Source organism: Nocardioides segetis, assembly GCF_051390595.1.
GTDB lineage: Bacteria > Actinomycetota > Actinomycetes > Propionibacteriales > Nocardioidaceae > Nocardioides.
Map to the genome: position 1 here is coordinate 760,573 of NZ_JBNINR010000001.1, position 24,151 is coordinate 784,723.

General features: G+C 73.8%; 24 protein-coding genes. 14 read left to right on the plus strand and 10 right to left on the minus strand.

Features of this window, described 5'->3' with window-relative positions; genetic code table 11:
- Both ACPZVR_RS03480 and ACPZVR_RS03485 read left to right on the plus strand, forming a co-directional pair.
- Positions 1-945, plus strand: a complete 945-nt coding sequence (locus ACPZVR_RS03480; RefSeq protein WP_436698172.1) for a glycosyltransferase family 9 protein — start codon at positions 1-3, stop codon at positions 943-945.
- A gap of 84 nt (positions 946-1,029) precedes the next feature.
- Entirely contained in the window at positions 1,030-1,539 is a 510-nt protein-coding gene (locus ACPZVR_RS03485; protein ID WP_436698173.1) for an STAS domain-containing protein, read from the plus strand.
- Positions 1,540-1,575: 36 nt separating this feature from the next.
- Here ACPZVR_RS03485 and ACPZVR_RS03490 read toward each other — a convergent pair whose 3' ends face one another.
- Genes ACPZVR_RS03490 through ACPZVR_RS03500 form a run of 3 tightly spaced genes read right to left on the minus strand, consistent with a single transcriptional unit; the run spans position 1,576 to position 5,599 of the window.
- On the minus strand, positions 1,576-2,862 hold the full coding sequence (locus tag ACPZVR_RS03490; protein WP_436698174.1) for a UDP-glucose dehydrogenase family protein: 1,287 nt from the start codon (positions 2,860-2,862) through the stop codon (positions 1,576-1,578).
- A complete protein-coding gene (locus ACPZVR_RS03495; RefSeq protein ID WP_436698175.1) occupies positions 2,862-3,833 on the minus strand; it encodes an NAD-dependent epimerase/dehydratase family protein in 972 nt (323 codons plus the stop codon). The genes ACPZVR_RS03490 and ACPZVR_RS03495 overlap by 1 nt, the downstream gene beginning before the upstream one ends.
- A 29-nt stretch (positions 3,834-3,862) precedes the next feature.
- Positions 3,863-5,599, minus strand: a complete 1,737-nt coding sequence (locus ACPZVR_RS03500; protein WP_436698176.1) for a dolichyl-phosphate-mannose--protein mannosyltransferase — start codon at positions 5,597-5,599, stop codon at positions 3,863-3,865.
- Positions 5,600-5,683: 84 nt separating this feature from the next.
- On the opposite strand from ACPZVR_RS03500, the gene rsmI reads away from it, so the two are divergent.
- The 8 genes from rsmI (at position 5,684) to ACPZVR_RS03540 (ending at position 14,748) form a co-directional block, all read left to right on the plus strand.
- Positions 5,684-6,532: a 16S rRNA (cytidine(1402)-2'-O)-methyltransferase gene (gene rsmI, locus ACPZVR_RS03505; protein ID WP_436698177.1), complete on the plus strand. Its 849-nt coding sequence runs from the start codon at positions 5,684-5,686 to the stop codon at positions 6,530-6,532.
- Complete coding sequence (locus ACPZVR_RS03510) at positions 6,525-7,388, plus strand: alpha/beta fold hydrolase (protein WP_436698178.1); 864 nt, start codon at positions 6,525-6,527, stop codon at positions 7,386-7,388. The genes rsmI and ACPZVR_RS03510 overlap by 8 nt, the downstream gene beginning before the upstream one ends.
- Positions 7,385-8,239, plus strand: coding sequence for a TatD family hydrolase (locus tag ACPZVR_RS03515; RefSeq protein WP_436698179.1), 855 nt, complete (start codon positions 7,385-7,387; stop codon positions 8,237-8,239). The genes ACPZVR_RS03510 and ACPZVR_RS03515 overlap by 4 nt, the downstream gene beginning before the upstream one ends.
- 231 nt (positions 8,240-8,470) lie before the next feature.
- Positions 8,471-9,637, plus strand: a complete 1,167-nt coding sequence (locus ACPZVR_RS03520) for a resuscitation-promoting factor (RefSeq protein WP_436698180.1) — start codon at positions 8,471-8,473, stop codon at positions 9,635-9,637.
- 29 nt (positions 9,638-9,666) lie between these two features.
- Positions 9,667-10,554 carry a 16S rRNA (adenine(1518)-N(6)/adenine(1519)-N(6))-dimethyltransferase RsmA gene (rsmA, locus tag ACPZVR_RS03525; RefSeq protein ID WP_436698181.1) on the plus strand — a complete coding sequence of 296 codons (888 nt, stop codon included), beginning with the start codon at positions 9,667-9,669 and terminating at the stop codon, positions 10,552-10,554.
- On the plus strand, positions 10,551-11,444 hold the full coding sequence (locus tag ACPZVR_RS03530) for a 4-(cytidine 5'-diphospho)-2-C-methyl-D-erythritol kinase (RefSeq protein ID WP_436698182.1): 894 nt from the start codon (positions 10,551-10,553) through the stop codon (positions 11,442-11,444). The genes rsmA and ACPZVR_RS03530 overlap by 4 nt, the downstream gene beginning before the upstream one ends.
- Positions 11,437-13,242, plus strand: a complete 1,806-nt coding sequence (locus ACPZVR_RS03535) for an ABC-F family ATP-binding cassette domain-containing protein (protein ID WP_436698183.1) — start codon at positions 11,437-11,439, stop codon at positions 13,240-13,242. Before ACPZVR_RS03530 ends, ACPZVR_RS03535 begins: the two co-directional genes overlap by 8 nt.
- A 96-nt stretch (positions 13,243-13,338) precedes the next feature.
- Positions 13,339-14,748: a hypothetical protein gene (locus ACPZVR_RS03540; protein ID WP_436698184.1), complete on the plus strand. Its 1,410-nt coding sequence runs from the start codon at positions 13,339-13,341 to the stop codon at positions 14,746-14,748.
- A gap of 8 nt (positions 14,749-14,756) precedes the next feature.
- Here ACPZVR_RS03540 and ACPZVR_RS03545 read toward each other — a convergent pair whose 3' ends face one another.
- Positions 14,757-15,245 carry a MarR family winged helix-turn-helix transcriptional regulator gene (locus tag ACPZVR_RS03545; protein WP_436698185.1) on the minus strand — a complete coding sequence of 163 codons (489 nt, stop codon included), beginning with the start codon at positions 15,243-15,245 and terminating at the stop codon, positions 14,757-14,759.
- Between the two features lie 66 nt (positions 15,246-15,311).
- On the opposite strand from ACPZVR_RS03545, the gene ACPZVR_RS03550 reads away from it, so the two are divergent.
- On the plus strand, positions 15,312-16,226 hold the full coding sequence (locus ACPZVR_RS03550; RefSeq protein ID WP_436698186.1) for an alpha/beta fold hydrolase: 915 nt from the start codon (positions 15,312-15,314) through the stop codon (positions 16,224-16,226).
- On the plus strand, positions 16,223-17,020 hold the full coding sequence (locus ACPZVR_RS03555) for a methyltransferase domain-containing protein (protein ID WP_436698187.1): 798 nt from the start codon (positions 16,223-16,225) through the stop codon (positions 17,018-17,020). The genes ACPZVR_RS03550 and ACPZVR_RS03555 overlap by 4 nt, the downstream gene beginning before the upstream one ends.
- Before the next feature lie 200 nt (positions 17,021-17,220).
- On the opposite strand, the gene ACPZVR_RS03560 is transcribed toward ACPZVR_RS03555, so the two are convergent.
- A complete protein-coding gene (locus tag ACPZVR_RS03560; protein ID WP_436698188.1) occupies positions 17,221-18,072 on the minus strand; it encodes a hypothetical protein in 852 nt (283 codons plus the stop codon).
- Positions 18,073-18,252: 180 nt separating this feature from the next.
- On the opposite strand from ACPZVR_RS03560, the gene ACPZVR_RS03565 reads away from it, so the two are divergent.
- A complete protein-coding gene (locus ACPZVR_RS03565; protein ID WP_436698189.1) occupies positions 18,253-19,785 on the plus strand; it encodes a sigma-70 family RNA polymerase sigma factor in 1,533 nt (510 codons plus the stop codon).
- A 43-nt stretch (positions 19,786-19,828) separates the two neighbouring features.
- On the plus strand, positions 19,829-20,308 hold the full coding sequence (locus ACPZVR_RS03570; protein ID WP_436698190.1) for a hotdog fold domain-containing protein: 480 nt from the start codon (positions 19,829-19,831) through the stop codon (positions 20,306-20,308).
- Positions 20,309-20,318: 10 nt separating this feature from the next.
- On the opposite strand, the gene ACPZVR_RS03575 is transcribed toward ACPZVR_RS03570, so the two are convergent.
- The 5 genes from ACPZVR_RS03575 to ACPZVR_RS03595 all read right to left on the minus strand — a co-directional run bounded on the left by ACPZVR_RS03575 (position 20,319) and on the right by ACPZVR_RS03595 (position 24,128).
- Positions 20,319-21,215, minus strand: a complete 897-nt coding sequence (locus ACPZVR_RS03575) for an amino acid ABC transporter permease (protein ID WP_436698191.1) — start codon at positions 21,213-21,215, stop codon at positions 20,319-20,321.
- Positions 21,215-21,868, minus strand: coding sequence for an amino acid ABC transporter permease (locus ACPZVR_RS03580; RefSeq protein ID WP_436698192.1), 654 nt, complete (start codon positions 21,866-21,868; stop codon positions 21,215-21,217). The genes ACPZVR_RS03575 and ACPZVR_RS03580 overlap by 1 nt, the downstream gene beginning before the upstream one ends.
- Before the next feature lie 96 nt (positions 21,869-21,964).
- Entirely contained in the window at positions 21,965-22,849 is an 885-nt protein-coding gene (locus ACPZVR_RS03585; RefSeq protein ID WP_436698193.1) for a glutamate ABC transporter substrate-binding protein, read from the minus strand.
- 12 nt (positions 22,850-22,861) lie between these two features.
- The gene (locus tag ACPZVR_RS03590; RefSeq protein WP_436698194.1) at positions 22,862-23,647 is read right to left on the minus strand and encodes an amino acid ABC transporter ATP-binding protein; all 786 of its coding nucleotides are present in this window, start codon (positions 23,645-23,647) and stop codon (positions 22,862-22,864) included.
- Between the two features lie 85 nt (positions 23,648-23,732).
- Positions 23,733-24,128, minus strand: coding sequence for a hypothetical protein (locus ACPZVR_RS03595; protein ID WP_436698195.1), 396 nt, complete (start codon positions 24,126-24,128; stop codon positions 23,733-23,735).
- Positions 24,129-24,151 lie beyond the last annotated feature (23 nt).

The following is a 24,151-nucleotide window of genomic DNA, read 5'->3' on the forward strand; positions in this document are numbered from 1 at the left end:
GTGACGGGGGTGCGCCGGTGCCTGGTCCTGCGGGCGCTCGGGCTCGGCGACCTCCTCACCGGCGTGCCCGCGCTCCGGGCGCTGCGTCGCGCGCTGCCGGGCTGGGAGGTCCGGCTCGCCGCGCCCGCGGTGCTCTCCCCGCTCGTCGGGCTGGCCGGCGCCGCGGACGCCGTCGTCGCCACCCCCGACCTCGGCCCGGTGCCGTGGACGGGCCCGCCGCCCGAGCTGGCCGTCGACCTGCACGGCAACGGGCCGGCCAGCAAGATCCCGTTGCAGGCCCTGGAGCCGCGGCGGCTCCTCGCCTTCGCCGGCCCCGGACGGGCCGGCGAGCGGGTGTCCGGACCGGCCTGGCGCCGCGACGAGCACGAGCGGGAGCGCTGGTGCCGCCTGGTGCGCGAGGGGCTCGACGTCCCGGCCGACCCGGCCGACCTCCTCCTGCGCCGCCCGGCCGGCGCCGTGCCCGCGGGAACGGGACCGTTCGTCGTGCACCCGGGCGCCGCGGCCGGCAGCCGTCGGTGGCCCCCCGACCGGTTCGCCCGGGTCGCCGCCCGCCTGGCCCGCTCCGGCCCCGTCGTGGTGACCGGCTCCGCGGCCGAGCGCGACCTCGCCGACGGCGTACGACGCGCGGCCGGTCTGCCGGCCTCGGCGCTCCTCGCCGGGCGGACCGACCTGGCCGAGCTCGCGGCGCTGGTCGCCGGCGCCCGCCTGGTCGTCTGCGGCGACACCGGGACGGCCCATCTGGCCTCGGCGTTCCGCACCCCGTCGGTCGTCCTCTTCGGACCGATCCCCCCGGCGTTCTGGGGGCCGCCGACCGATGGGCCGCATCGCGTGCTGTGGCACGGCACGGGCACCGAGACCGGTGATCCGCACGCCGCGGAGCCGGATCCGCGCCTGCTGCGGATCTCGGTGGAGGAAGTGCTGGCCTTCTGCGCCGAGGCCGCGTAGCGTCGAGGACATCCAGGGGCTCTTCGCGTCTCGCCACTCACGGTGTCTCCACCTTTGGTTGTTCGACTATCAGGAAACCAGGCGATGCACGTGGCCGACCGGCTCTCCGAATGCTCCGTCACGTCCGCGCCCGGTCCCGGCACCGCGACGCTGCTCGTCGAGGGCGACCTGGTCGTCACGACGACGGTCGTGCTCGAGGGGGCGGTGAACGCCTGCCTGCGAAGCCGGCCCCGCACGGTCGCGGTCGACCTCGCGCGGGTCCGCTTCATGGACGGCGCGGGCATCACGGCCCTGCTCACCTGCCGGGGCCGGGCGGCCACCCAGCGCACCCGCCTGGTGGTGACCGGTCCGAGTCCGAGCCTCGCCCGGCTGATGCGGCCCGAGATCCGCGCTCTGCTCGCGATCGGCCCCGAGCCCGCTGCCGAGCGAGCCCCTCGGCACGGAGCCCGGCCGGGCCGGTTGCTCACCTGCATGGCCTGCGGCGCCACGACGGAGCACGTGCCCGGTCCGCAGACGCGTGGCCCGGACGGGGCCGTCCTCGTCCAGTGGTGGAGCTGCACCGCGTGCGACGAGGGCAACACGCTCCTCGACTGAGCGCCCGGTCAGGCGAACACGGTCAGGCGCACCCGGTCAGGCGCACACGGTCCAGCCTGCGGACTCCCAGCGGGATCGGTCCAGGCAGCGGCGGGGGTCGACCACGCGCCGGTGCCGCACCAGCGTCCCGAGCGCGACCGGGTCGAGCTCGGCGAACTCCTGCCAGTCGGTGAGGACGAGGACCAGGTCGGCGTCGCGGCACGCCTCGGCGGCGCTGGCGGCGCTCGCCAGTCCCGCCGCGGGCGCGACCGGGTCGTAGCCCACGACGGTCGCGCCGTGCTCGCCCAGCTGGGCGGCGATGTCGAGGGCGGGCGAGTCGCGCACGTCGTCCGACCCGGCCTTGAACGCGGTCCCCAGCACGGTGACCCGGTGGCCGCCGGCGCCGCCCAGCAGGTCCTCGGCGAGGCGGACCGTCCGCTCGCGCTGCCACCGGTTGACCCGGTCGGCGCCGCCGAGGAAGTCGGCCGCCACGTCGAGGCCCAGGTCGCGGGCATCGGCCAGCAGGCCGCGCAGGTCCTTGGGCAGGCAGCTGCCGCCGTACCCCGGCCCGGGAGCGAGATAGTCACGGCCGATCCGCGGGTCCTGGCCGACGATCTCGGTCAGCGAGGCGACGTCGGCGTGCGCCGCCTCGCAGATCTCGCCGAGCACGTTCACCGTGGAGACCCGGACGGCCAGCATCGCGTTCGCGGCGAGCTTGGCCAGCTCCGCGGTCTCCAGATCGGTCGTCAGGAACGGGACGTCGCGCCGGATCCAGTCGGCGTACACCTCGCGGAGCGTCGCCAGGCCCTCTCCGTCGACCGTCCCCACGACGAGGCGGTGGGGAGCGCGGGAGTCGGCCATCGCGTGTCCCTCACGGAGGAACTCGGGGTTCCAGGCGAGCGCGACCGCGTCGCCGGCCGGTGCCTTCGAGCGCAGCAGGTCGCGGATCCGTCGCGCCGTGCCGACCGGCACCGTCGACCGGCCCACGACCAGGGCGGGACGGTCGAGGAGGCGGGCCAGCGACGTCACCAGGTCCTCCAGGACCGACACGTCGATGCCGCCCGACCGGGTGTCGGCGGGATGGCCGGAGGTGCCCACGCAGACGAAGTGGACCTCGGCGCCGGCCGCGTCGGCGAGCTCGGTGGAGAAGCGCAGCAGGCCGGACCCGCGTCCCGCGCGCAGGGACTCCTCCAGGCCCTCCTCGAGGAAGGGCGCGCGGCCCCCGGCCAGGCTGGCGATCCGCTCCGCGTCGCGGTCGATCCCCACGACCTCGTGCCCCGCTTCCGCCAGGCAGGCCGCGTGGGTGGCGCCGAGATAGCCGGTGCCGAGGACCGCGACACGCATCAGGCACCCATCGGCGTGGCCGCGGCGCCCGCGAGCCGGTCGGCGTACCAGGCCGCGGTGCGCGCCAGGCCGGTGCGCAGGGGCGTCGTCGGCGTCCAGCTCAGCCGCGTCCGGGCGCGGGCGAGGTCGGGTCGGCGGACCAGCGGATCCTGCTCGGCGCGGGGGACGTGCCGCACCGGCGAGCTCGACCCAGTCACCCGGAGGATCACGTCGGCCACCTCGCGCACCGAGCGCTCGTCGTCGCTGCCCAGGTTGACCGGCCCGGACTCGTCGGACGCGGCGAGTCGGACCAGGCCGTCGACGAGGTCGCCCACCCAGCACAGCGACCGGGTCTGGGAGCCGTCGCCCGCGATCGTCAACGGCTCCCCCGTCAGCGCCTGCACCATCAGGGTGGGGACCAGCCGCCCGTCGTCGACGGCCATGCGCGGCCCGTAGGTGTTGAAGATCCGGGCGATCCCCGTCCGGGTGCCGTGCACGTCGCGGTGGGCGACGGTGAGCGCCTCGGCGAAGCGCTTGGACTCGTCGTACATGCTGCGGGGGCCGGTGGGGTCGACGCGGCCGCGGTAGGTCTCCCGCTGCGGATGCTGCTCCGGGTCGCCGTAGACCTCCGACGACGAGGCGAGCACGAACCGGGCGCCGTGCCGCGCCGCCAGGTCGAGCGCGTGACCGGTGCCGTGCGAGCCGGCCCGCAGGGTCTCCAGCGGCAGCCGCTGGTAGTGCAGCGGGGAGGCGGGGGACGCCAGATGGAAGACCGCGTCCACCGGCCCGTCCACCGGGATGCCCGCGGAGACGTCGGCCTCGACGAATCGGAAGCCCGGCAGGCCGCGCAGGTGGGCCACGTTGTCGAGGCTGCCGGTCACCAGCGAGTCGACACAGGCGACGCTCGCGCCGCCGGCGAGCAGGCGCTCGCACAGCCACGAGCCCAGGAAGCCGGCACCGCCGGTGACGACGGCGTGAGCGGGAACGTTCATCCGCGGGCGGTACCCCCGCGCACGCGACACTAGACCCAGCGGGAGAACCAGACCCGGTCGAGCCACTCGCTGTGCGTGAGCATCTGGTTGGTCCAGATCGGCCAGAACCACGCGAAGTTCACCAGGGTCAGCACCACGAACGCGCCACTGACGACGACGCCGGCGGTACGCCGGGCCGAGGGTGCCCGTGAGGGGCCGATCATGGCCCCGATCGCGAGCGTGATCGCCAGGATCGTGAACGGCAGGATGGCGATCGCGTAGAAGAGGAAGATCGGCCGGTCGTCGTACATCATCCACGGCAGCCAGGCCGACAGCGCGCCGACGACGGCCAGCCCGTAGCGCCAGTCGCGGGCGCCGATCCACATCACCACGGCGAAGAGCAGGGCGACCACACCGCCCCACCACAGCACGGGCGTCGGCAGCAGCAGCACCTGCTTGATGCAGTCGCTGTCGGCGGGCGCGTCGCAGCCGGGGGCGTCCGGCGAGATGTCGTTGGTGACCGCGACGCCGACGGGCCGGTTGATGAGAAGCCAGCTCGACGGCTTGGACTCGTAGAAGTGCGTGGAGCAGTTCAGGAAGTGGGTGTGGAACGTGTAGACGTCCTGGTGGTAGTACCACAGCGAGCGCAGCGACTGCCATGCCTCGCCCACGCCGCTGGCGTCCTTCTCGGTCGCGGTCGGCCACTTCCGCGTCGGGTCGAGGTCGGTCGCGACATAGGAGTCGTCGTCCTTCGCGCAGTGCCCCTGCCCGGTGTACTGGCGGTACTGCGTCGAGCTCAGGTGCTCCTCGTACTCGTCGGCGTGGGCCAGCCAGCCGCCCCAGGTCGCGATGTAGACCAGCAGCGCGACCACGACCAGCGACAGGAACGCCGGGATGCCGTCGGCGATCGCGCCCTTCACCAGCGCCCAGCGGATGCCGAGCGAGCGCCGCGCGCCCGCGCTCCAGATCCAGCACAGCACGCCGAGCGCGGCCAGCGGGTAGAGCGCCGTCCACTTGGTGCCGACCGCGAGGCCGAAGCAGACGCCGCCGGCCAGCAGCCACGGCCGGAGGAGGATCCGCGGTCCCCAGCCGGTGAGCGCGACCCCGTCCTCGGTGCGCCGGGCGCGTCGCGCGAGCCGCGCCCGGTGCCAGTCGCGGTCGGCCACCAGGCAGGAGACGCCGCAGAGCAGGAAGAGCGCCAGGAAGATGTCGAGCAGGGCGAGCCGGGAGAGCACGAAGTGCAGGCCGTCGAGCATGAGCAGGCCGCCGGCGATGCAGCCGAGCATCGTCGAGCCGGTCATCCGGCGCACCAGCCGGCACATGACGAGCACCATCAGCGCGCCCGCGACGGCCGACGCGATCCGCCAGCCGAACGGGTCCATGCCGAACGCCTTCTCGCCGAGCGCGATCAGCCACTTGCCGACGTCCGGGTGCACGGCCAGGGAGGGCTCGCCGGTCCAGACGCCCTGGGTGTGCCCGGCGAGGATGTCGGCGTTGATGTCGGTCTTGGTCGTGCCGTCGGCGTCGGTCAGGTAGGTCTGGACGTAGCCGTTGTTGAGCAGCGACCAGGCGTCCTTAGCGTAGTACGTCTCGTCGAACGCGAAGCGGTGCGGGTTGCCGAGCCCCACCACGCGCAGCCCGAACGCCAGCAGCGTCAGCCCGATCGGCCCCAGCCAGCCGAGCAGCCGGTCGCGCCCCGAGAGCCGCCGGATCGGGCTGATCGCCCGCTCCACCGCCAGCGGCACCCGCCGGCCGAGCGCGGTGCGGGAGAGGCCGACGACGGTCACGGAGCCGAAGCCTACGCAGTGCTCGATGGTCGGGCGCGGCGCCTGCGATGCGCGCCGCCCGGGCCGGTCCGGCCGCGGCCTGCGATGATCGGTCCCGTGAGTGGAGTCCTGGTGCTGGCGGGTACGCCGATCGGCCAGGTCGGTGACGCTCCGCCCCGGCTGGCCGACGAGCTGACCGGTGCCGACGTGGTCGCCGCGGAGGACACCCGGCGCCTGCGCCGGCTGGTGAGCGACCTCGGCATCGAGCTGGGCGGGCGGGTGGTGTCCTACTTCGAGGGCAACGAGGCCGCACGGACGCCGGTGCTCGTCGAGGCGCTCGTCTCCGGTGAGCGGGTGGTGCTGGTGACCGACGCGGGCATGCCCAGCGTCTCCGACCCCGGCTACCGGCTGGTCGCGGCCGCGGTCGAGGCGGGCATCCGGGTGACGGCCGTCCCCGGCCCGTCCGCGGTGCTCACCGCGCTGGCGGTCTCCGGTCTGCCGGTCGACCGGTTCTGCTTCGAGGGCTTCCTGCCCCGCAAGGCGGGCGAGCGCGCGCGCCGGCTCGCCGACCTGGCCGGTGAGCAGCGCACCATGGTGTTCTTCGAGGCGCCGCACCGCACCGAGGCCGCGCTCGCCGCGATGCGCGACGTCCTCGGCCCCGAGCGGGCCGCCGTCGTGTGCCGCGAGCTGACCAAGACCCACGAGGAGGTACGCCGCGGCGGGCTCGCCGCACTCGTGGACTGGGCCGCCCAGGGGGTCCGCGGCGAGGTGACCATCGTGGTCGCGGGCGCCGTCCCCGGTGCGGCGGTGGCGACCGATCCCGACAGCCTGCGCGCCGCGGTCGCGGAGCTCGAGGAGTCCGGCATGCGACGCAAGGAGGCGATCGCGGTGGTGGCCGGGCAGGCTGGACTCCCCAAACGCGACGTCTACCAGGTGGTGCACATCGATGGCTGAACCGACGGCACGGATCACGACGGTCGAGCGGGACGGACTGGTCTTCGACGTCCTCGACGCGGGCCCGATCGACGGAGAGCCGATCCTGCTCCTGCACGGGTTCCCCGAGCGGGCGACGTCCTGGCGCCTGGTGGCTCCGCAGCTCCACGCGGCGGGCTATCGGACCATCGCGATGGACCAGCGTGGCTACGCGCCCCGGGCCCGGCCGCCACGGCGCCGCGACTACCGGGTCTCGCTGCTGGCGCAGGACGCGGTCGCCGTCATCGACGCCGTCGCCGGGCCGGGCGGTGCCGTCCACGTCGTCGGCCACGACTGGGGCGCGATCGTCGCCTGGGCCCTCGCCCAGCACCACGCCGACCGGGTCCGCACCCTCACCGCGGTCTCGGTGCCCCACCCGGGCGCCTTCGTGTCCTCGCTCGTGCGCTCGGGCCAGCTGCTGAAGTCCTGGTACATGCTGGCCTTCCAGCTCCCGGTCCTGCCCGAGACGCTGCTCGGGCGGGTCCGCTCCGCGTCCGACCGCCAGCTCAGGCACGCCGGCATGACCCGGGCCGACGTGGACCGCGTGCGCGCCGAGATCGTCGAGTCCGGGGCGCTGCCGCACGCGCTGGGGTGGTACCGCGCCCTGCCGTTCAACGACCCGCGCGACCTGCGCGCCCGGGTCAGCGTGCCGACGACCCTGGTCTGGAGCGACCAGGACGTGGCACTGGCCCGCTGGGGCGCGGAGCACACCGTCCGCTGGGTCGACGCGCCCTACCGCTTCGTCGAGCTCAACGGCGTCTCCCACTGGATCCCGACCCAGGCCCCCGACGCACTGGTGGAGGCCGTCCTCGACCGCGTGGGCGCCCCCGCGTCGTGAGCACCGACGAGCGACCGTCGGTCCCGGAGCCCCTGCCGCACCCCGTCGTCGACAACCACTGCCACCTCGATATCGGCCGTGGGGGCGAGCCATGGGACACCCGGGAGGCGATCGACGCGGCCGCCGCGGTCGGCGTACCCCGGATCGTCCAGATCGGCTGTGACCTCCCGGGCGCTCGCTGGGCGGTGGCCGCCGCCGCGGAGCATCCCGAGCTCGTCGCCGGCGTGGCCCTGCATCCCAACGAGGCGCCGCGGATCCTCGAGCGCGACGGCCGGGCCGCGCTCGAGGCGGCCTGGGACGAGATCGAGCGGCTCGCCGACGCCCACGACCGCGTGCGCGCGGTGGGGGAGACCGGCCTCGACGCCTTCCGGACCGGGCCGGAGGGCCGCGCCGTGCAGGCGGAGTCGTTCCGGCGGCACATCGACATCGCGAAGCGGCTCGACAAGACCCTGGTCATCCACGACCGGGAGACCCACGACGAGGTGCTCGAGGTGATCGACGGCGAGGGCGCCCCCGACCGCTGGGTGATGCACTGCTTCTCGGGCGACGCCGCGTTCGCCCGGGCCTGCCTCGACCGCGGTGCCTACCTGTCCTTCGCCGGGACGGTCACCTTCAAGAACGCCGCGCCGCTGCGCGAGGCGCTGCGGATCGTGCCCCGCGACCGGGTGCTCGTCGAGACGGACGCGCCCTATCTCACCCCGTCGCCTCACCGGGGGCGGGCCAACGCGTCGTACCTCGTCCCGCTGACGGTGCGGGCGATGGCCGCCGAGCGGGGCGACGACCTGGAGGACCTGTGCGCCGCCATCGACGCCACCACCGAGGCCGCGTTCGGGGGCACCTGGGGCGTGTGACCCACGGGACGGATGGGGCGTGGCGGAGTGAGACAGGTCACGCGCGCCGGCGCTGAGGGGCCTCGCCAAGTTGCGATCGGCGGCCGTGCCCTGTTCTCGTGGATGGCTGACGGCCGGGATCGGAGGCAGTTCTCCGGCCAGCCCTGCAGGATCCGACACCGGTCGCGGCACGTGGCCGGGGTCGGTCGGGCTGGCCGACCGAGGCCCGGGCAGTACGACGTTCGGAGAATCGTGCGACTTGCGCACCCCCAGCTCGCCCGGCTGACCAGCGGCCGGACCCTCAAGGCCTCCCTTCTCAGGCTCTCCCACAGCCGTCGGGCCCTCGCCGTCACCGTCGCCGCGGTCCTCGTGACCGTCGCCGCGGTCACCTGGGGCTACTCCTCGATGACCACCGAGGTGCGGCTGTCGGTCGACGGGCGGGAGCGGACCGTCACGACGATGGGCGACACCGTCGGCGACGTGCTGCGCGACGAGGGGATCGAGGTGTCCGAGCGCGACGTCGTCGAGCCGGGTCCGGACGAGCGGATCGAGGCGGGCGACCGGATCGCGGTGCTCTTCCGGCGTCCGGTCGAGCTGACCGTCGACGGCCGGACGAGCACCCACTGGGTGACCGCGACCGACGTCGAGGGGGCGCTCGCCGAGATCGGCACGCCCTACGCCGACGGCCGGCTCTCCACGAGCCGCTCCGCCGACATCGACCGCGGCGGCGCGGAGATCGAGGTCGTCACGCCCAAGGAGCTCACCTTCGTGCTCGCCGGCGCGAAGCCGGTCACGCAGCAGTTGCCGGCGCTCACCGTCGAGGACGCCCTGGCCCAGGTCGGCGTCCAGCTCGACGAGCACGACAAGGTCCGCCCGGAGCGGGGGACCGCGCTCGCGGCCGGCGACCGGATCGTCTTCACCGACATCGAGAAGCGCGAGCGGAGCGTGACCGGCGAGCGGGTCGCCGCGCCCGTCGAGAAGGTCTCCGACGACGCGCTCTACGAGGGCCAGACCGAGGTCGAGACCCCCGGGGTCGACGGTGCCCGCGACGTCACCTACAAGGTGATCGTCCGCAACGGCAAGGTCGTGCGCCGCGTCGTGCTGACCGCGACGGTGACCCGCGAGCCGACCCCCGAGGTCGTGAGGGTGGGCACCAAGCCGGTCATCGAGTCCGGCAACACCGTGTGGGACCGCCTCGCCCAGTGCGAGTCGGGCGGCAACTGGCGGATCAACACCGGCAACGGCTACTACGGCGGCCTCCAGTTCAGCCTCTCGACCTGGCGCGCCAACGGTGGCACCGGCTATCCCCACCAGGCCTCCCGCGAGACCCAGATCGCCATCGCCACCCGCCTGCGCGACCGCTCCGGCGGATACGGCGCCTGGCCCGGCTGCGCCGCCAAGCTCGGTCTCCCCCGCTGACGACAGGGGGAGCCGATAGCCTGGGCCCCATGCCTGAAACCTCCGCGCCGCGGCTCTTGGGCCCGGCGGAGGTTCGGGAGCTGGCCGCGCGCCTCGGGCTGCGCCCGACCAAGCAGCGCGGCCAGAACTTCGTCATCGACGCCAACACGGTGCGACGCATCGTGCGGGAGTCCGGCGTCGCCGAGGGCGAGGTCGTCGTCGAGGTCGGACCCGGCCTCGGGTCGCTGACTCTCGCGCTGCTCGAGGTGGGTGCCGAGGTGACCGCGATCGAGGTCGACCCGGTGCTGGCCGCCGAGCTCCCGGCGACGATCGGTGCCTTCGCGCCCGGTCACGCCGAGCGGTTCCGGGTCGTGCTCGCGGACGCGCTGACGGTGACCGACGTCCCGGGGCCGCCGCCGCAGGCGCTGGTCGCCAACCTGCCCTACAACGTCTCCGTCCCGGTGCTGCTGCACCTGATGGCCCTGCTGCCGTCGCTGGAGCACGGACTGGTCATGGTGCAGGCCGAGGTCGCCGACCGGCTCGCCGCGCCTCCGGGATCGAAGACCTACGGCGTCCCGTCGGCGAAGGCGGCCTGGTTCGCCGACGTACGCCGCGCGGGCGCGATCGGGCGCAACGTCTTCTGGCCCGCGCCCAACGTCGACTCGGGCCTGGTCGCGTGGACCCACCGCGAGCCACCGACCGACCGGGCATCCCGGGAGCAGGTCTTCGCCGTCATCGACGCGGCCTTCGCGCAACGGCGCAAGGCGCTGCGCGGCGCGCTGCGCACGCTCGCCGGCGGCACGGAACAGGCGGAAGCAGCGCTGCGGGCGGCCGGGATCGACCCGCTCACCCGTGGCGAGGCACTCGGGATCGACGAGTTCGTGGCGATCACGGTCGCCCTCGACGGCGTGGACGCCGGTCCGAGAGGAAGCGCATGACGCAGGTGACGGTGCGGGCCCCCGCGAAGATCAACCTCCATCTCGGAGTCGGTGGCCTGCGACCCGACGGCAAGCACGCCCTCGCGACGGTCTACCAGGCCGTCGGGCTGTACGACGACGTCACCGTCGTCGAGGCCGACGGCTGGTCGGTGGGACTCACCGAGCCGATCGACGGCGTACCGCTCGACGACGCCAACATCGCCGTCCGCGCCGGCCGCGCGCTCACCGCCCACCACCGCATCGACCGGGCCGCCCGGATCACCATCGCCAAGGGCATCCCCGTCATGGGCGGGATGGCCGGCGGGTCCGCCGACGCGGCCGCGACCCTGCTCGCCCTCGACCGGCTCTGGGACCTGCAGACCCCCGACGAGGACCTGCTGCGGATCGCGGGCACCCTCGGCAGCGACGTCCCGTTCGCGCTGATCGGCGGGACCGCGCTCGGCACCGGCCACGGTGAGGTGGTGACCCCCGTCGCGGACACCAGCTCCGTGTGGTGGGTCGTCGTCCTCTCCGACGAGGGGCTGTCCACGCCGGCGGTCTACGGTCACTTCGACGAGCTGTCGCCCGACGCCCCGGCGGAGCCGCCGGTCCCGGAGGCGCTGATCGAGGCGCTCGGCGCCGGCTACACCGAGGAGATCGGCGACCTGCTCGCCAACGACCTGTGGCCGGCCGCCCGCGACCTGCGCCCCGACCTGGTCGACGTCGAGGTGGAGCTGCGCAGCATGGCGCCCGACGGCGTCCTGCTCTCCGGCTCCGGACCGACGCTGCTCGTGCTGCACGAGGACGTCGAGGAGGCGCGGACCACCGTCGCCCAGCTGAGCGCCCAGGGGCACCGCTGCACCCTCGCGCCCGGACCCGTCGCCGGAGCCCACGTGGTGACCTATGCCTGAGCCGCGTTCGCTGCTGAGTCTCGAGCGGGTCTCCAAGGCCTATGGCATCCGGCCGCTGCTCACCGACGTCTCCCTGGGCATCGGCGAGGGGGAGCGGATCGGCATCGTCGGGCGCAACGGCGACGGCAAGACCACCCTGCTGCGCATCATGACCGGCAGCGAGGAGCCGGACGAGGGGCGGGTCTCCCGCCAGCGCGGGCTCCTGGTCGGCGTCTTGTCCCAGCAGGACGACTTCGACGACAGCCACACCGTCCGTGAGGTCGTGCTCCAGGGCAAGTCCGACCACGAGTGGGCCGCCGACGCCCGGCTGCGCGAGATCGTCGACGTGCTGCTCGCGGGCATCGACCTCGACCGTGCCGTCCACGGACTCTCCGGCGGCGAGCGGCGGCGCTGCGCACTCGCCGGCCTGCTGCTCGGCGACCACGACCTGGTCGTGCTCGACGAGCCCACCAACCACCTCGACGTCGAGGCCGTCGCCTGGCTGGCCGCGCACCTCGCCGCCCGCCCGTCGGCGTTGGTCGTCGTCACCCACGACCGCTGGTTCCTCGACGCGGTCTGCCAGCAGACGTGGGAGGTCCACGACGGCGTCGTCGACACCTACGAGGGCGGGTACGCCGCGTTCGTGCTCGCCAAGGCCGAGCGCCAGCGGCAGGCCGCGGCCTCGGAGCAGCGGCGGCAGAACCTGGTCCGCAAGGAGCTGGCCTGGCTGCGCCGCGGCGCACCGGCGCGCACGTCGAAGCCGAAGTTCCGCATCGACGCCGCCAACGCGCTCATCGAGGACGTGCCCCCGCCGCGCGACCGGCTCGAGCTCCAGCGGTTCGCGGCCCAGCGGCTCGGCAAGGACGTCATCGACGTCGAGGACGTCGACTTCTCCCGCGGCACCCGGCAGCTGCTCTCCCACGCCACCTGGCGCCTCGGCCCCGGCGACCGGGTCGGCCTGGTCGGCGTCAACGGCGCCGGCAAGACGTCCGTGCTCTCGCTGCTGTCCGGCGAGGCGGCGCCCAGCGTGGGCAAGGTCCGGCACGGGCGCACCGTCGCCCTGCAGCACCTCACGCAGGACGTCGAGGTCGACGACCCCGAGGCTCGCGTCCTCGCGACCGTCGAGGGGATCCGCCGGGTCACCCGGACCGCCGACGGCGAGATCAGCGCCACCTCGATGCTGGAGCGCTTCGGGTTCACCGGCGACCGGCTGACCGCCCGGATCGGCGATCTCTCCGGTGGCGAGCGCCGCCGCTTCCAGCTCCTCCGCCTGCTCCTCACCGAGCCCAACGTGCTGCTCCTCGACGAGCCGACCAACGACCTCGACATCGAGACCCTCACCGTCCTCGAGGACTTCCTCGACGGCTGGCCGGGCACCCTGGTCGTGGTCTCGCACGACCGGTACTTCCTGGAGCGGGTCACCGACTCGGTCTGGGCGCTGCTGGGGGACGGTCGGATCTCGATGCTGCCCCGCGGCGTCGACGAGTACCTGGAGCGGCGGGCCGCGGCGATGCACCTCGAGGCCGCCGCCCCGTCAGCGGCAGCGCCGCCTGCGCCGCCTCCCGCCGGCGGGTCCGCCGGTCCCGCCAAGGCCAAGGCGGGCTCGGCCGAGGAGCGCGCCGCGAGGAAGACCGTCGCCCGCCTCGACAAGGTCCTCGAGCGGCTCTCCGCCCGCGAGGCGGAGCTGACGGCCGATCTCGCCGCCCACGCGACCGACCCCGAGCGGCTGACCGCGATCGGCACGGAGCTCACGGCGCTGCAGGAGGAGAAGGAGGCGGCCGAGCTGGAGTGGCTCGAGGCGGCCGAGGTGCTCGAGTAGGTCGCGCCTCGACGACAGAGCACACCCGGCGGCCCGTCCCTGTCAGCGGTTCGGCCGACCGCTTCTGGGAAGGTGGCGAGCATGACTCGATCCAGCATGCCTGACGGCACTCGCTCGCGCGTGGGCCGCCGAACCGCGCTCGTCGTGGCTACCGGCCTCGTCGTCGCTCTCGTCCTTCCGCTCGGTCCGCTGTCGCTCGGCCGGGCCGGCGCCGCGTCCGCGGGGGGCGGCTGGAAGAGCGTCAGCGTCGCCCGCAGCACGCTCTTCTCGACCAACTACTGGAGCTACGACGTCAACGCCAAGGGCGCCGGCGCGGCGGCCTGGGTCGACGGCGACGGGGACCGGCGCCGGGTACGGGTGGCGCGGCGGGCACCCAACGGCACCTGGGGCCGGCCGCGCACGCTCGGCGGCACCTTCTCCTGGAAGGGGGTGCGCACCTACGCCGGGACCAATGACATCGCGATCGACGACCGAGGCAGGGTCACCGTGGTGTGGACCCAGTCGAAGGGCAAGAGCGTCGTGGTCAAGACGGCCTCCAGCAAGGGGAAGCGCGGCTGGTCCAAGCCGAGGACCTTGTCCGCCAAGGGCGAGCGCACCGGCTTCCCCCGGATCGCGGTCTCCGGCAACGGATACGCGGTTGCGCACTGGGCCGGCAGCTTCGACGCGAACGTCACCGACTTCACCCTGTACGCCGCGTACCGCGCCCCCGGCGGCGCGTGGGAGGGCGCACAGCGCCTCGACGTCGACCCGGCCTGGCGGCCCGACGCGCGCGCGAGCGAGCCGGCCATCGACGACCGCGGCGTGGCCACCATCGCCTGGGACGACATCAGGGCGGGTGCCGGACCGGCGAGCAGCCGGGTCCGACTTGCCTCCCGCGGCCCGGCGACGGGCTGGAGCCAGCAGACCATGGCCGAGGGATCGCTCGACCAGCCGTCGGTCGCGACGACGCGGGACGGCCGCCTGGTGGCGGTCTGGCGCGACTCCACGACCATCTTCGCCCGGCACCGCGCCGCGGACGGGCGGTGGGGCGCGACCGAGCAGGCCGTCGTGGGGCACCTCCAGGCGCCCCAGAACGCCACCGACGTCGGCATCGCCGAGACCGGCCGGGCGGTCATCTACGGCGAGGAGGTCGACAGCCGGAACGGGACCGTGCTGCCGTACGTGGCGGTCCAGGAGGCGCCCGGCGGAGCGTGGAATCGGGAGAACGCCACCGCGCCGTTCCCGACGTACGGCTACAGCCTCTTCCTGCCCCAGCTCGAGGTGGGCGCGGGCGGCGACGTCACCCTCACCTGGGAGCAGCAGTACCGATCCGAGAAGCGCTGGCCGCTGGCCCTGGTCCGGCACCGCGCGGCATCCGGTGCCTGGGGCGAGGCGCGTCGACTCACCGGTCGGGCGTCGAACCCCATGGTCGGCTCCGACGCCCGCGGCCGCACCTCGATCGTGTACGGCGCGGGCGACCGCGTCGCGTGCTGCATCTCGATCCGCTCCGCGAAGATCCGTCGCTGACCGACGCGTCAGCCGGCGAAGGGCACGAGCAGGCGGCGCAGCAGCCCCGCGAGGTCGCCCTGGTCCGACGCCGACAGCCCGGTGAGCAGCTCGCGCTCGGCGTCCAGCAGGGCGGCGAAGGCGCCGTCGACGGCGTCCTTGCCGTCGGGGGTGAGCCGGACGAGGACTCCGCGGCGGTCCGACGGATCGGGATGGCGCTCGACGAGGCCGCGCGTGGCCAGCCGGTCGACGCGGTTGGTCATGGTCCCGCTCGTCACCAGGGTCTCGCGCAGGAGCCGGCCGGGGGAGAGCTCGTAGGGCTCACCGGCCCGCCGCAGGGCCGCCAGCACGTCGAACTCCCACGACTCGATCCCGTGGGCGGTGAAGGCGTCGCGCCGGGCCCGGTCCACGTGGTGCGCCAGCCGGGAGATCCGGCTGAAGACGGAGACCGGCCCGAGGTCGAGGTCGCTGCGCTCGCGCGCCCACGCCTCGATCAGCTCGTCCACCTCGTCCCGCACGGACCCATCTTATCCGACCGGTCGAGAATCTTGATGTCGAGATAGGTCGGGCGTAGGGTCGGCCGCGTGAACGAGCACGCCACCGACCTCGGCCCCCTCGGCCCCGTCGACCTGGCCGGCCTGACCTGGGGTGACCTCGAGGACGGCGACCGGCCGCTCGCCGTCCTCGTCCACGGGTTCCCGGACACCGCCCACACCTGGCGCCACCTCGGCCCGGCGCTCGCCGAGGCGGGCTACCGGGTGATCGCACCGTTCACGCGCGGCTACGCGCCGAGCAGCATCCCCGCGGACGGGAGCTACCACGTCCCGGCCCTCATGCACGACGTGCTCGCCCTCCACCGTGCCCACGGCGGCGACGACCGGGCCGTGCTCGTCGGCCACGACTGGGGTGCGATCACCGCGAACGGGATCGCCGCCTCGTCCGCCAACCCCTTCGGGGCGATCGTGTCGCTGGCCGTGCCTCCGTTCTCCGTGATGAACCCGCGGCGCGACGACCTCGCCGGTTGGCTGCGCCTGCTGCCCCGCCAGGCGGCGCTGAGCTGGTACACGCTCTTCAACCAGCTGCCGAGGCTGCCGGAGCGGCGCTTCGACGCGCTCGTCGCCCACCTGTGGCGGCGGTGGTCACCGGGATACGACGCCACCGAGGATCTCGCGCACCTCGCCCGGGCCGTTCCCGACGCCGCCCACCGGTCGGCCGCGATCGGCTACTACCGCGCGCAGGTCCGGCCGCACCGACTCCCCGCGGCCTACCGGTCGCTGGCCCGGGACTGGACCGGCGAGCCCCGGGTCTCGCTGCTCTACCTGCACGGCGCCGACGACGGCTGCCTCGACGCGCGCTGGGCCGCGCGGATCGGCGACCGCCTGCCGGCGGGCAGCGGCGTCGCGGTCGTCGCCGGCGCGGGTCACTTCCTCCAGCTCGAGCGGCCCGACGCCGTCAACGCCCGCATCCTCGGCCACCTCGCGGGAGCGCCGCGCCGATGAGCTTCGCCTGGGACCCCGACCGCTACCTGGCCTTCGCAGACGAGCGCGCGCGCCCGTTCCTCGACCTGGTCGGCCGGGTCGCCGCCGTGGACCCCCGGGTCGTGGTCGACCTCGGGTGCGGCCCCGGCACCCTCACCTCCCTGCTCGCCGACCGCTGGCCGGGCGCGGCGATCACCGGCGTCGACTCCAGCGCGGCGATGATCCGCGCGGCCGCCGACGGTGCCGCCGCCGACGGTGCCGCCGAGCGGGTGGTCTTCCGCCGGGCCGATCTCCGGGACTGGCTGGCCGCCGCGCCGGCCGGCGGCGTCGACGTGCTGGTCTCCAACGCGACCCTGCAGTGGCTGCCCGAGCACCTCGACCTGCTGCCCGCGCTGGTCCGCGCCGTCGCCCCCGGCGGCTGGCTCGCCTTCCAGGTCCCGGGCAACCACGACGAGCCGAGTCACACGATCCGGGCGGCACTCGCCGCCGAGGCGCCGTACGCCGCCCACACGGCCGGTGTCGCGCGGCCCGGTGCCCACGACGCCGCGACCTATCTGCGCGCCCTCCAGGGGCTCGGCTGTGCGGTCGACGCGTGGGAGACGACCTACCTGCACGTGCTGCACGGCCCGGACCCGGTCTTCGCCTGGGTGTCCGGCACCGGCGCCCGCCCGACGCTGCAGGCGCTGCCCGCGGACCTGCGTCCCCGGTTCGAGCAGGAGTTCAAGGCGCGCCTGCGCGCGGCCTACCCCGACGAGGGTCAGGGCGTCGTGCTGCCGTTCCGCCGGATCTTCGTGGTGGCCCGCACGCGCGTGTGACGTGGCCGCCGGGGTTCCCCTCCCTCCAGGGAACCCCGGCGGCGCTCGCCCACCCGCTCTCGCGGTGGTGCGCCGAGGCGACGCCGGCTCCTGAAGCACTCAGGACGTCGGTCCGCAGCACCCCCCAGATGCTTCGAACCTCGGCCGATCCGCCCCGCCCCCCAGCCGGATCGGATCGGCGCCGTCGCCGCCTCGGCAGCTCATGGGGCGGCCCTGCCGCCCAGATGTCGCGACCGTCGGGTCGCGGGACGGGACCTGTGGGGGACCGCCAGTCGCCCGGTCGCCAGCTCCTGCTCGCGGCACAGGTCGACGATCGCGGTGATCACCCGCGCCACATGGGCCCGGCCGGCCTGGTGCGCGAGGTCGACGATCCGCTCGACGTACGACGACCACGGGTCCGCGATGACCATCGCGACGTGGTGGCGCCACTCGTTGATGGTGCCGTGGGCGGCGATGTCGGCCAGCTCCTCGACGGAGTCGAGGCGCGGCACGGTCCACCGGCGGTTGACTCCCTGCAGCAGCAGGGCGTGCGCGGCACGCAGCCGCGCGTCGTCGACGCCCGCCGCGCCGCGGTACGCCGTGCGCGGGTGCGCCGCGAGCCGGCGCCCGATCCCCGGGGTGAGGATCCGGCGCACCGCGGCGCTGGTCAACGGCAGCCGGGAGTCGGTCTCCAGCGCGGTGCCGTAGCGGTGCTGGAGCCGCGCCAGCCGCGGGTGCCCGAGCTCGTCGACGAGGCCGGACAGGGCGGCGTGGTCCTCCACGTCCCCGAACAGCGCGAGCCCGACGAGGTTCGCCGACGCGGCGTATGCCGGCAGGGTGTGCGACAGCTCCGGGTGCTCCTCGACGAGCGCGACGAGCCGCGCCCACACGTCGAGGTGCTCCGGGCGCACCCGGTGGGCGCGCGTGAGCGCCCCGTCGAGCACGTCGAGGAAGACCTGCTCGTGGGGAACGCCGGCCGCGCGGCGCGCCCGCACGTGCTCCCGCAGCGTCGCCGACCGGCGGGCCAGCGACCGCGGGCGCAGCGCGGTGACGGCCGGACTCGTCGTGCTCATCGGTCTCCGATCGGGGGCTCGGGCCGCCCCGGCGGGGCAGTCACCGAACCGGACGGAGCGGGCGACGGAACATCACGCGGTTTTCCCGATGAGTTCGAAAGTTTTCCGAATCGGTGCATCATCGACGGTGCTCGGTCGTTGGACCGAGGTACACGTGACCACGACGACCCGGAGGACCGGATGGACGACGACGCGTCCCGCACGCCGGAGGAGGAGCTCCTCAGCCGGGTGCGCGCCGGCGACAGCGGCGCGTTCGAGGAGCTGTACCGCGACCACGTCGACGGCGCGCGCCACCTGGCCCGCATCCTCGTCGGCCCCGACGCGGCCGAGGAGCTCGTGGCCGAGTCGTTCTCCCGTGTGCTCGGACAGCTCAGCTCCGGCGGCGGCCCCACCGCGAGCTTCCGCTCCTACCTCCACGTCACGATCCGCAACGGCTATCGCGACGGGCTGCGCTCCCAGCGCGAGGCGGTCGCCTCGGACCAGCCGTGGCTCTTCGAGCAGGCCGAGACGGCCGAGGTGACGCCCGAGGAGGCGGTCGAGGCCCTGGACGAGACGGTGGCCGTCGACGCCCTCGCCACGCTCCCGGAGAGCTGGCGCACGGTGCTGTGGCACGTCGAGGTCGAGGGTCGCAAGCCCGCCGAGGTCGCCTCCCTCATGGACCTCAAGCCGCGCGCGGTCTCCTCGCTCGCCCACCGGGCCCGCGAGGGCCTCAAGCGCGCCTACCTCGACCTGCACGCCGGGCCCGAGCCGGCGCGGGAGCAGTGCCGGTGGGTCCACACCCGGATGAGCCAGTACGCCCGGGGCGACCTGGGCTCGCGTGCCGAGCAGCGGTTCGGCGACCACCTCGACGGCTGTGCGGACTGCCAGCGTGCCTTCCTCGTCGTCGACCGGGTCAACCAGAAGCTCGCGGTCCAGCTCCTGCCGATCGTGCTGCTGGCGCTTCCCGTCGGCGGCAAGGGCGTCGCCTGGCTCGCCGGGGGCGTGACGGCGGGGGCCGCCGGCGCGGCCGGGTCCGCCGGAGCCGCCGGCACCTCCGGGGGTACGACGGCCGGTGCCGGTGCTGCCGGGGGCGCCTCGGGTGCCGCCGCGGGCGGCATGACCGGTCCGGTCGTCGCGATCGCGGCCGCCGCCGTCGTGGCCGCGGTGGCCGCCGCCGGGTTCGCCGCGCTGCGCGACGACGGCCGTGACCGGGCGCCGGCGGCGTCGCGCCCCGTGGCGGAGAGCCCGTCCGCGCCGGCCCCGGACGCTGCCGCGCCCGGTGGCGCCGCGGTGCCCGCTCCCCGAGCGGCCTCCCCGGCGGACGACCCGGCGCCGGCCGCGCCGGCCCCGGCGAGCCCCCCGGCGACGCCGCCCGCTCCGCCCGCCGACAGCGCTCCGGGCGACCCGTCCCCGGAGGCCCCGACCCCGCCCGGCGACCAGGATCCCGCGCCCCCGGCTCCCGACCCGGTGCCGCTGCACGCCGACGTGCCGGCCTCGCCGTCGACCCCGACCGTCCCGACGAGCCCGCCGCCCGTGGAGGTGCCGCCGGAGAAGAAGCCCCATCCCCACGACTGCGGCGACCGCCGCATCTGCGCCGGTCCGGTGGTCATCACGCTCCCGGGCAACGGCCAGCACGGCGCCTCGGTCGAGATCGACCTGCCCGGACTGCCGATCACGATCGCGATCGGACCGCAGTCCGCTGACGACGAGGGCGCCGCGGGCGGTCGGCCGTAGCCGGGTCTCGCGGTACAGGTTACTGGCTAGTAATCTAGGGTCCATGACCCAGGTCCACAGCCTCTGGAAGACCACCACGAACCTGCCCGTGGTCGGTGGCACCCTCGGCAAGCGCGTCTTCTCGATCGCGTTCAGCCAGAAGGCGCCGTACTTCGCGTCGATCCACCCACGGGTGACCGAGCTGCGCCCCAACTACGCCTCGGTCGTGATCCCGAAGCGCCGCAGCGTCCAGAACCACATCGGCACGGTCCACGCGATCGCGCTGTGCAACGGCCTCGAGATGGCGATGGGCGGCCTCGCCGAGGTCACCATCCCGCGCGGCAAGCGCTGGATCCCCAAGGGGATGACGGTGTCCTACACCGCCAAGGCCACCGGTGACGTCACCTGCATCGCCGAGACCGACCAGGAGCAGTGGGACGGTGCCGAGGGCGACCTTCCGGTCCGGGTGCGCGGCGAGCTGGCCGACGGCACCGTCGTCATCGACGGCACCATCGACCTGTGGGTGACCAGCAAGAAGAAGTAGCCGGAGTCGCTCAGACGCTGCCGGGGCCGATGCCGGCGCCACCCCCGGTGTTCTCGCCGTGGGTGGACAGGCCGGTCAGCGCGGTCATCCCGACGTCGAGTCGCCGGTGCTCGCCGACGAACCTCCGCTGCACCCAGGTGGCGATCGCCGTCAGCACCAGGTTGACCGAGATGTAGAGGAACGACAGCACGATCGCGGTCTGCAGGTGGGTGCCCGGGAACTCGGTCCACATCGCCTTGCCGATGTAGGTCAGGCCCGGCGCGATGATGTAGTAGCCCAGGCTGGTGTCCTTCAGCGCCACCACGCACTGGCTGATGATCGCCGGCAGCATGATCTTCACGGCCTGCGGCAGCAGGACGAGGTTCATCACCTGGGTCTTGCGCATCCCGATCGCGTAGGCCGCCTCGGCCTGGCCCTTCGGCACGGCGAGGACGCCGGCGCGGAACACCTCCGCCAGGACCGAGCCGTTGTAGAGCGTGAGGGCGAAGACCACCGACCAGTAGGGACCGAAGCCGTCGCCCACGCCCCAGCTGAAGAAGATGAAGATCATCAGCAGCAGGACCGGCACTGCGCGGAAGAACTCCACCACCAGCGTGCACGCCCAGCGCACCGGGCGGTGGTCGGAGAGCTTGCCGACGCCGAAGACCACGCCGAAGACCACCGCGAGGACGATCGAGGTGAACGCCATCTGCAGGGTCTTGAGCAGCCCGTCGACGAGGAGCGCCTCGACGTACTTCGGCGTGACGAACTGCTCCCACTTCTCGTAGGCCAGCTCGCCCTCGGCGTTCATGAACGCGACCAGGCTGACGATCCCGGCCAGGATGGCGAGCACGGTCACCACGCCGTAGACCCGGTGCCGGGCGATCGTGCGCGGTCCCGGCGCGTCGAAGAGAACCGATCCGGTCATCAGCGGGCCGCCTTCCAGCGCCGTTCGAGGCCGACCGCGGCCACCGAGATGAGCTCGACGAGGATGATGTAGCCGAGGGCGAAGACGACGAAGATCAAGATCGTGTCGTCGGCGTTGCGGTTGACGAAGTACCTCATCCGCGCGGTGGCCTCCATGATGCCGAAGACCGCGACGACCGAGGTGTTCTTGGTCATCGCGATGAGGGTGCTCGCCAACGGCGGCACCGAGGCGCGGAACGCCTGGGGAAGCACGACGTGGCGCATGTTCTGCGCGAAGGTCATCCCGATCGCCCGCGCCGCCTCCGCCTGGCCGAGGGGCACCGCGTTGACCCCGGAGCGGATCGCCTCGGCGACGAACGGCGTCGTGTAGAGACTGACCGCGATCGTGCCCTTGAGCAGGAACGGCGCTCCCACGAGGAGCCCGAGGTTGGGGGCGGCGAAGAAGACGAAGACGCAGACCACCAGCAGCGGTGTGTTGCGGACCAGGGTCACATAGGTCGCCGCGAGCCCGCGCAGGACCGAGATCGGACCCACGCGCAGCGCGGCGAGGAGGGTGCCGAGCACCATGGCCACCGCTCCGGAGAGCACGGCCAGCTGCACGGTCGTCCAGAAGGCCTTCAGCACCAGGTCGAAGTTCGAGAACACGTCCTCCACGTACGGGTGCTCCTCTCGGGCTCGGGACGGACCGCTGCGGTGGGCCGCGGTCCCGGCGCCGTGTTCCGGGCGCCGGGACCGCCGGTCAGTCGCGCATCAGGGGCAGGGGTCCATCGTCGGCGGCTCGGGCGTCTCGACACCGGACTTGCCGAGCGTGACCTCGAACGCCTCGGCCCAGTCGCCGTCCTCCTGGGCGTCCTCGATCGTCTCGACGATCCACTCGCACATCTCCGGGCTGTCGAGCGAGTAGCCGACGCCGTAGCGCTCCTCGGAGAACGGGTCGACGACGACCTTGAGCTCGTCGGGATGCTCGGCGGCGTAGCCGAGCAGGATCGCGCCGTCGGTCGTCATCGCGTCGACCGTGCCGTTGAGGACCTGGTCGACGCACTCGGAGTAGGTGTCGAAGCCGCGGGGCGTGGCGCCCTCGGCCTCGATGTTGGCCAGCGAGGTCGATCCGGTCACCGAGCACACCTCGGTGCCCTTCACGTCCTCGAGCGAGGCGATGTCGCTGTCGGACTTCACCAGCAGCTGCTGGCCGGTGACGTAGTAGGGACCCGCCTGGCCGACGACCTGCTTGCGCTCGTCGGTGATCGAGTAGGACGCGATGACCAGGTCGACCTCGCCCTCCTGGAGGAAGGCCTCGCGGTTGGCCGAGATGGTCTCGACCCAGTCGATGTCCTCCGGTGCGATGCCCAGGTCGGCGGCGAGGATCTTGCCGATCTCCGGGTCGAAGCCGACGGGGGTGTCGTCGGTGGCGCCCTTGAAGCCGATGCCCGGCTGGTCGTACTTGACGCCGATCTTGATGGAGCCGGCGTCGGCGAGCTCGCGCATCCGGGTGCCGGTGTCGAACTCCTCGGCGGCGTTGTCCTGGACGTCGACGTCGATGCCCTTGTCGTCGTCGTCGCCGGCGTCACCACATGCGGCGAGCGTCGACGCCACGAGTACGGCGGCCGCGGCCACCTTCAGTCTGGTCAGTCGCATGCGCTTCTCCTTCTAGTGTTTGAGGATCTTGCCGAGGAAGTCCTTGGCCCGGTCGCTCTCCGGGTTCGTGAAGAAGGTCTCGGGATCGGTCGTCTCGAGGATGCGGCCGTCGGCCATGAAGACGACTCGATTGGCGGCGGTCCGCGCGAATCCCATCTCGTGGGTCACCACGATCATGGTCATCCCGCGCTCGGCGAGATCGACCATGACGTCCAGCACCTCCTTGATCATCTCGGGGTCGAGCGCGGAGGTGGGCTCGTCGAAGAGCATCACCTTCGGCTCCATGGCGAGCGCGCGGGCGATGGCGACGCGCTGCTGCTGTCCACCGGAGAGCTGGGCGGGGTACTTGTCGGCCTGCTGGGCGACGCCGACCCGGTCGAGCAGCTCGCGCGCACGCGTCTCCGCCTCGGCCCTCGCGAGGCCGCGCACCTTGATCGGGCCCAGCGTGACGTTCTGGAGGATCGTCTTGTGGGCGAAGAGGTTGAAGCTCTGGAAGACCATCCCGACGTCGGCGCGGTGGCGGGCGAGCGCCCGGCCCTCCTGGGGCAGGGGAGCGCCGTCGACGAGGATCCGGCCGTCGTCGATCGGCTCGAGCCGGTTGATCGTCCGGCACAGCGTGGACTTGCCGGACCCGGACGGTCCGATCACGACGACGACCTCGCCGCGGTCGACGGTCAGGTCGATGTCCTGGAGGACGTGGAGTCCGCCGTAGTGCTTCTGTACGCCGACGAGCTCGACGAGGGGCTCGCCCGCGCGGCGGGTGCTGCTGCCAACCGGAGCGTCATCGGTCACGGTCATACGCTGGGACGCTAGTCCCGAGTCACCGCTCTCGGCTAGAGCCACCTGCCGCCGAGACCAAGTTGTGACACCCGGCGGGCGGCCCTCAGAACATGTCGGGCAGCACGCTGAGGGCGAGACCGACGAGCAGCGCGAGGACGGCGAGCAGGGCGGCCTGGCGCCGCGCCTTCGCCGACGCCGCGTGGTCGGCGTCGGTGAGCGGGTCCAGTCCACGCTCGGCGCGCCAGGCGGTCTCCTCGCGGTCCCACTGCTCGGCCGGGGTCGAGGAGCGCAGCATGGCCCCGAGCGCGAGCAGCAGCAGCGTGAAGGCGCCACCGGCCACCGTGAGCACGGTGAGGATCGCCGAGACCCCGCGGGTGCCCGTCCCGAACATCAGCCCGGCGCCCATGCCGACCGAGGCGAGCAGCGCGAGGATGCTCAGCACGCTGCCGATCACCTCGTTGTTGCGGGCGACGAAGCCGGGGGAGACGGTCTCAGGCATGGTCCCGACTCTAATCGGAGGGG

What these genes read in the sequence shown, in the direction of transcription:
- ACPZVR_RS03485 (WP_436698173.1), top strand. Translation starts at nt 1,030, where the DNA reads ATGCACGTGGCCGACCGGCTCTCCGAATGCTCCGTCACGTCCGCGCCC.
- ACPZVR_RS03490 (WP_436698174.1), bottom strand. Translation starts at nt 2,862, where the DNA reads ATGCGTGTCGCGGTCCTCGGCACCGGCTATCTCGGCGCCACCCACGCG.
- ACPZVR_RS03495 (WP_436698175.1), bottom strand. Translation starts at nt 3,833, where the DNA reads ATGAACGTTCCCGCTCACGCCGTCGTCACCGGCGGTGCCGGCTTCCTG.
- rsmI (WP_436698177.1), top strand. Translation starts at nt 5,684, where the DNA reads ATGATCGGTCCCGTGAGTGGAGTCCTGGTGCTGGCGGGTACGCCGATC.
- ACPZVR_RS03510 (WP_436698178.1), top strand. Translation starts at nt 6,525, where the DNA reads ATGGCTGAACCGACGGCACGGATCACGACGGTCGAGCGGGACGGACTG.
- rsmA (WP_436698181.1), top strand. Translation starts at nt 9,667, where the DNA reads ATGCCTGAAACCTCCGCGCCGCGGCTCTTGGGCCCGGCGGAGGTTCGG.
- ACPZVR_RS03530 (WP_436698182.1), top strand. Translation starts at nt 10,551, where the DNA reads ATGACGCAGGTGACGGTGCGGGCCCCCGCGAAGATCAACCTCCATCTC.
- ACPZVR_RS03535 (WP_436698183.1), top strand. Translation starts at nt 11,437, where the DNA reads ATGCCTGAGCCGCGTTCGCTGCTGAGTCTCGAGCGGGTCTCCAAGGCC.
- ACPZVR_RS03540 (WP_436698184.1), top strand. Translation starts at nt 13,339, where the DNA reads ATGCCTGACGGCACTCGCTCGCGCGTGGGCCGCCGAACCGCGCTCGTC.
- ACPZVR_RS03555 (WP_436698187.1), top strand. Translation starts at nt 16,223, where the DNA reads ATGAGCTTCGCCTGGGACCCCGACCGCTACCTGGCCTTCGCAGACGAG.
- ACPZVR_RS03560 (WP_436698188.1), bottom strand. Translation starts at nt 18,072, where the DNA reads ATGAGCACGACGAGTCCGGCCGTCACCGCGCTGCGCCCGCGGTCGCTG.
- ACPZVR_RS03565 (WP_436698189.1), top strand. Translation starts at nt 18,253, where the DNA reads ATGGACGACGACGCGTCCCGCACGCCGGAGGAGGAGCTCCTCAGCCGG.
- ACPZVR_RS03570 (WP_436698190.1), top strand. Translation starts at nt 19,829, where the DNA reads ATGACCCAGGTCCACAGCCTCTGGAAGACCACCACGAACCTGCCCGTG.
- ACPZVR_RS03575 (WP_436698191.1), bottom strand. Translation starts at nt 21,215, where the DNA reads ATGACCGGATCGGTTCTCTTCGACGCGCCGGGACCGCGCACGATCGCC.
- ACPZVR_RS03585 (WP_436698193.1), bottom strand. Translation starts at nt 22,849, where the DNA reads ATGCGACTGACCAGACTGAAGGTGGCCGCGGCCGCCGTACTCGTGGCG.
- ACPZVR_RS03590 (WP_436698194.1), bottom strand. Translation starts at nt 23,647, where the DNA reads ATGACCGTGACCGATGACGCTCCGGTTGGCAGCAGCACCCGCCGCGCG.
- ACPZVR_RS03595 (WP_436698195.1), bottom strand. Translation starts at nt 24,128, where the DNA reads ATGCCTGAGACCGTCTCCCCCGGCTTCGTCGCCCGCAACAACGAGGTG.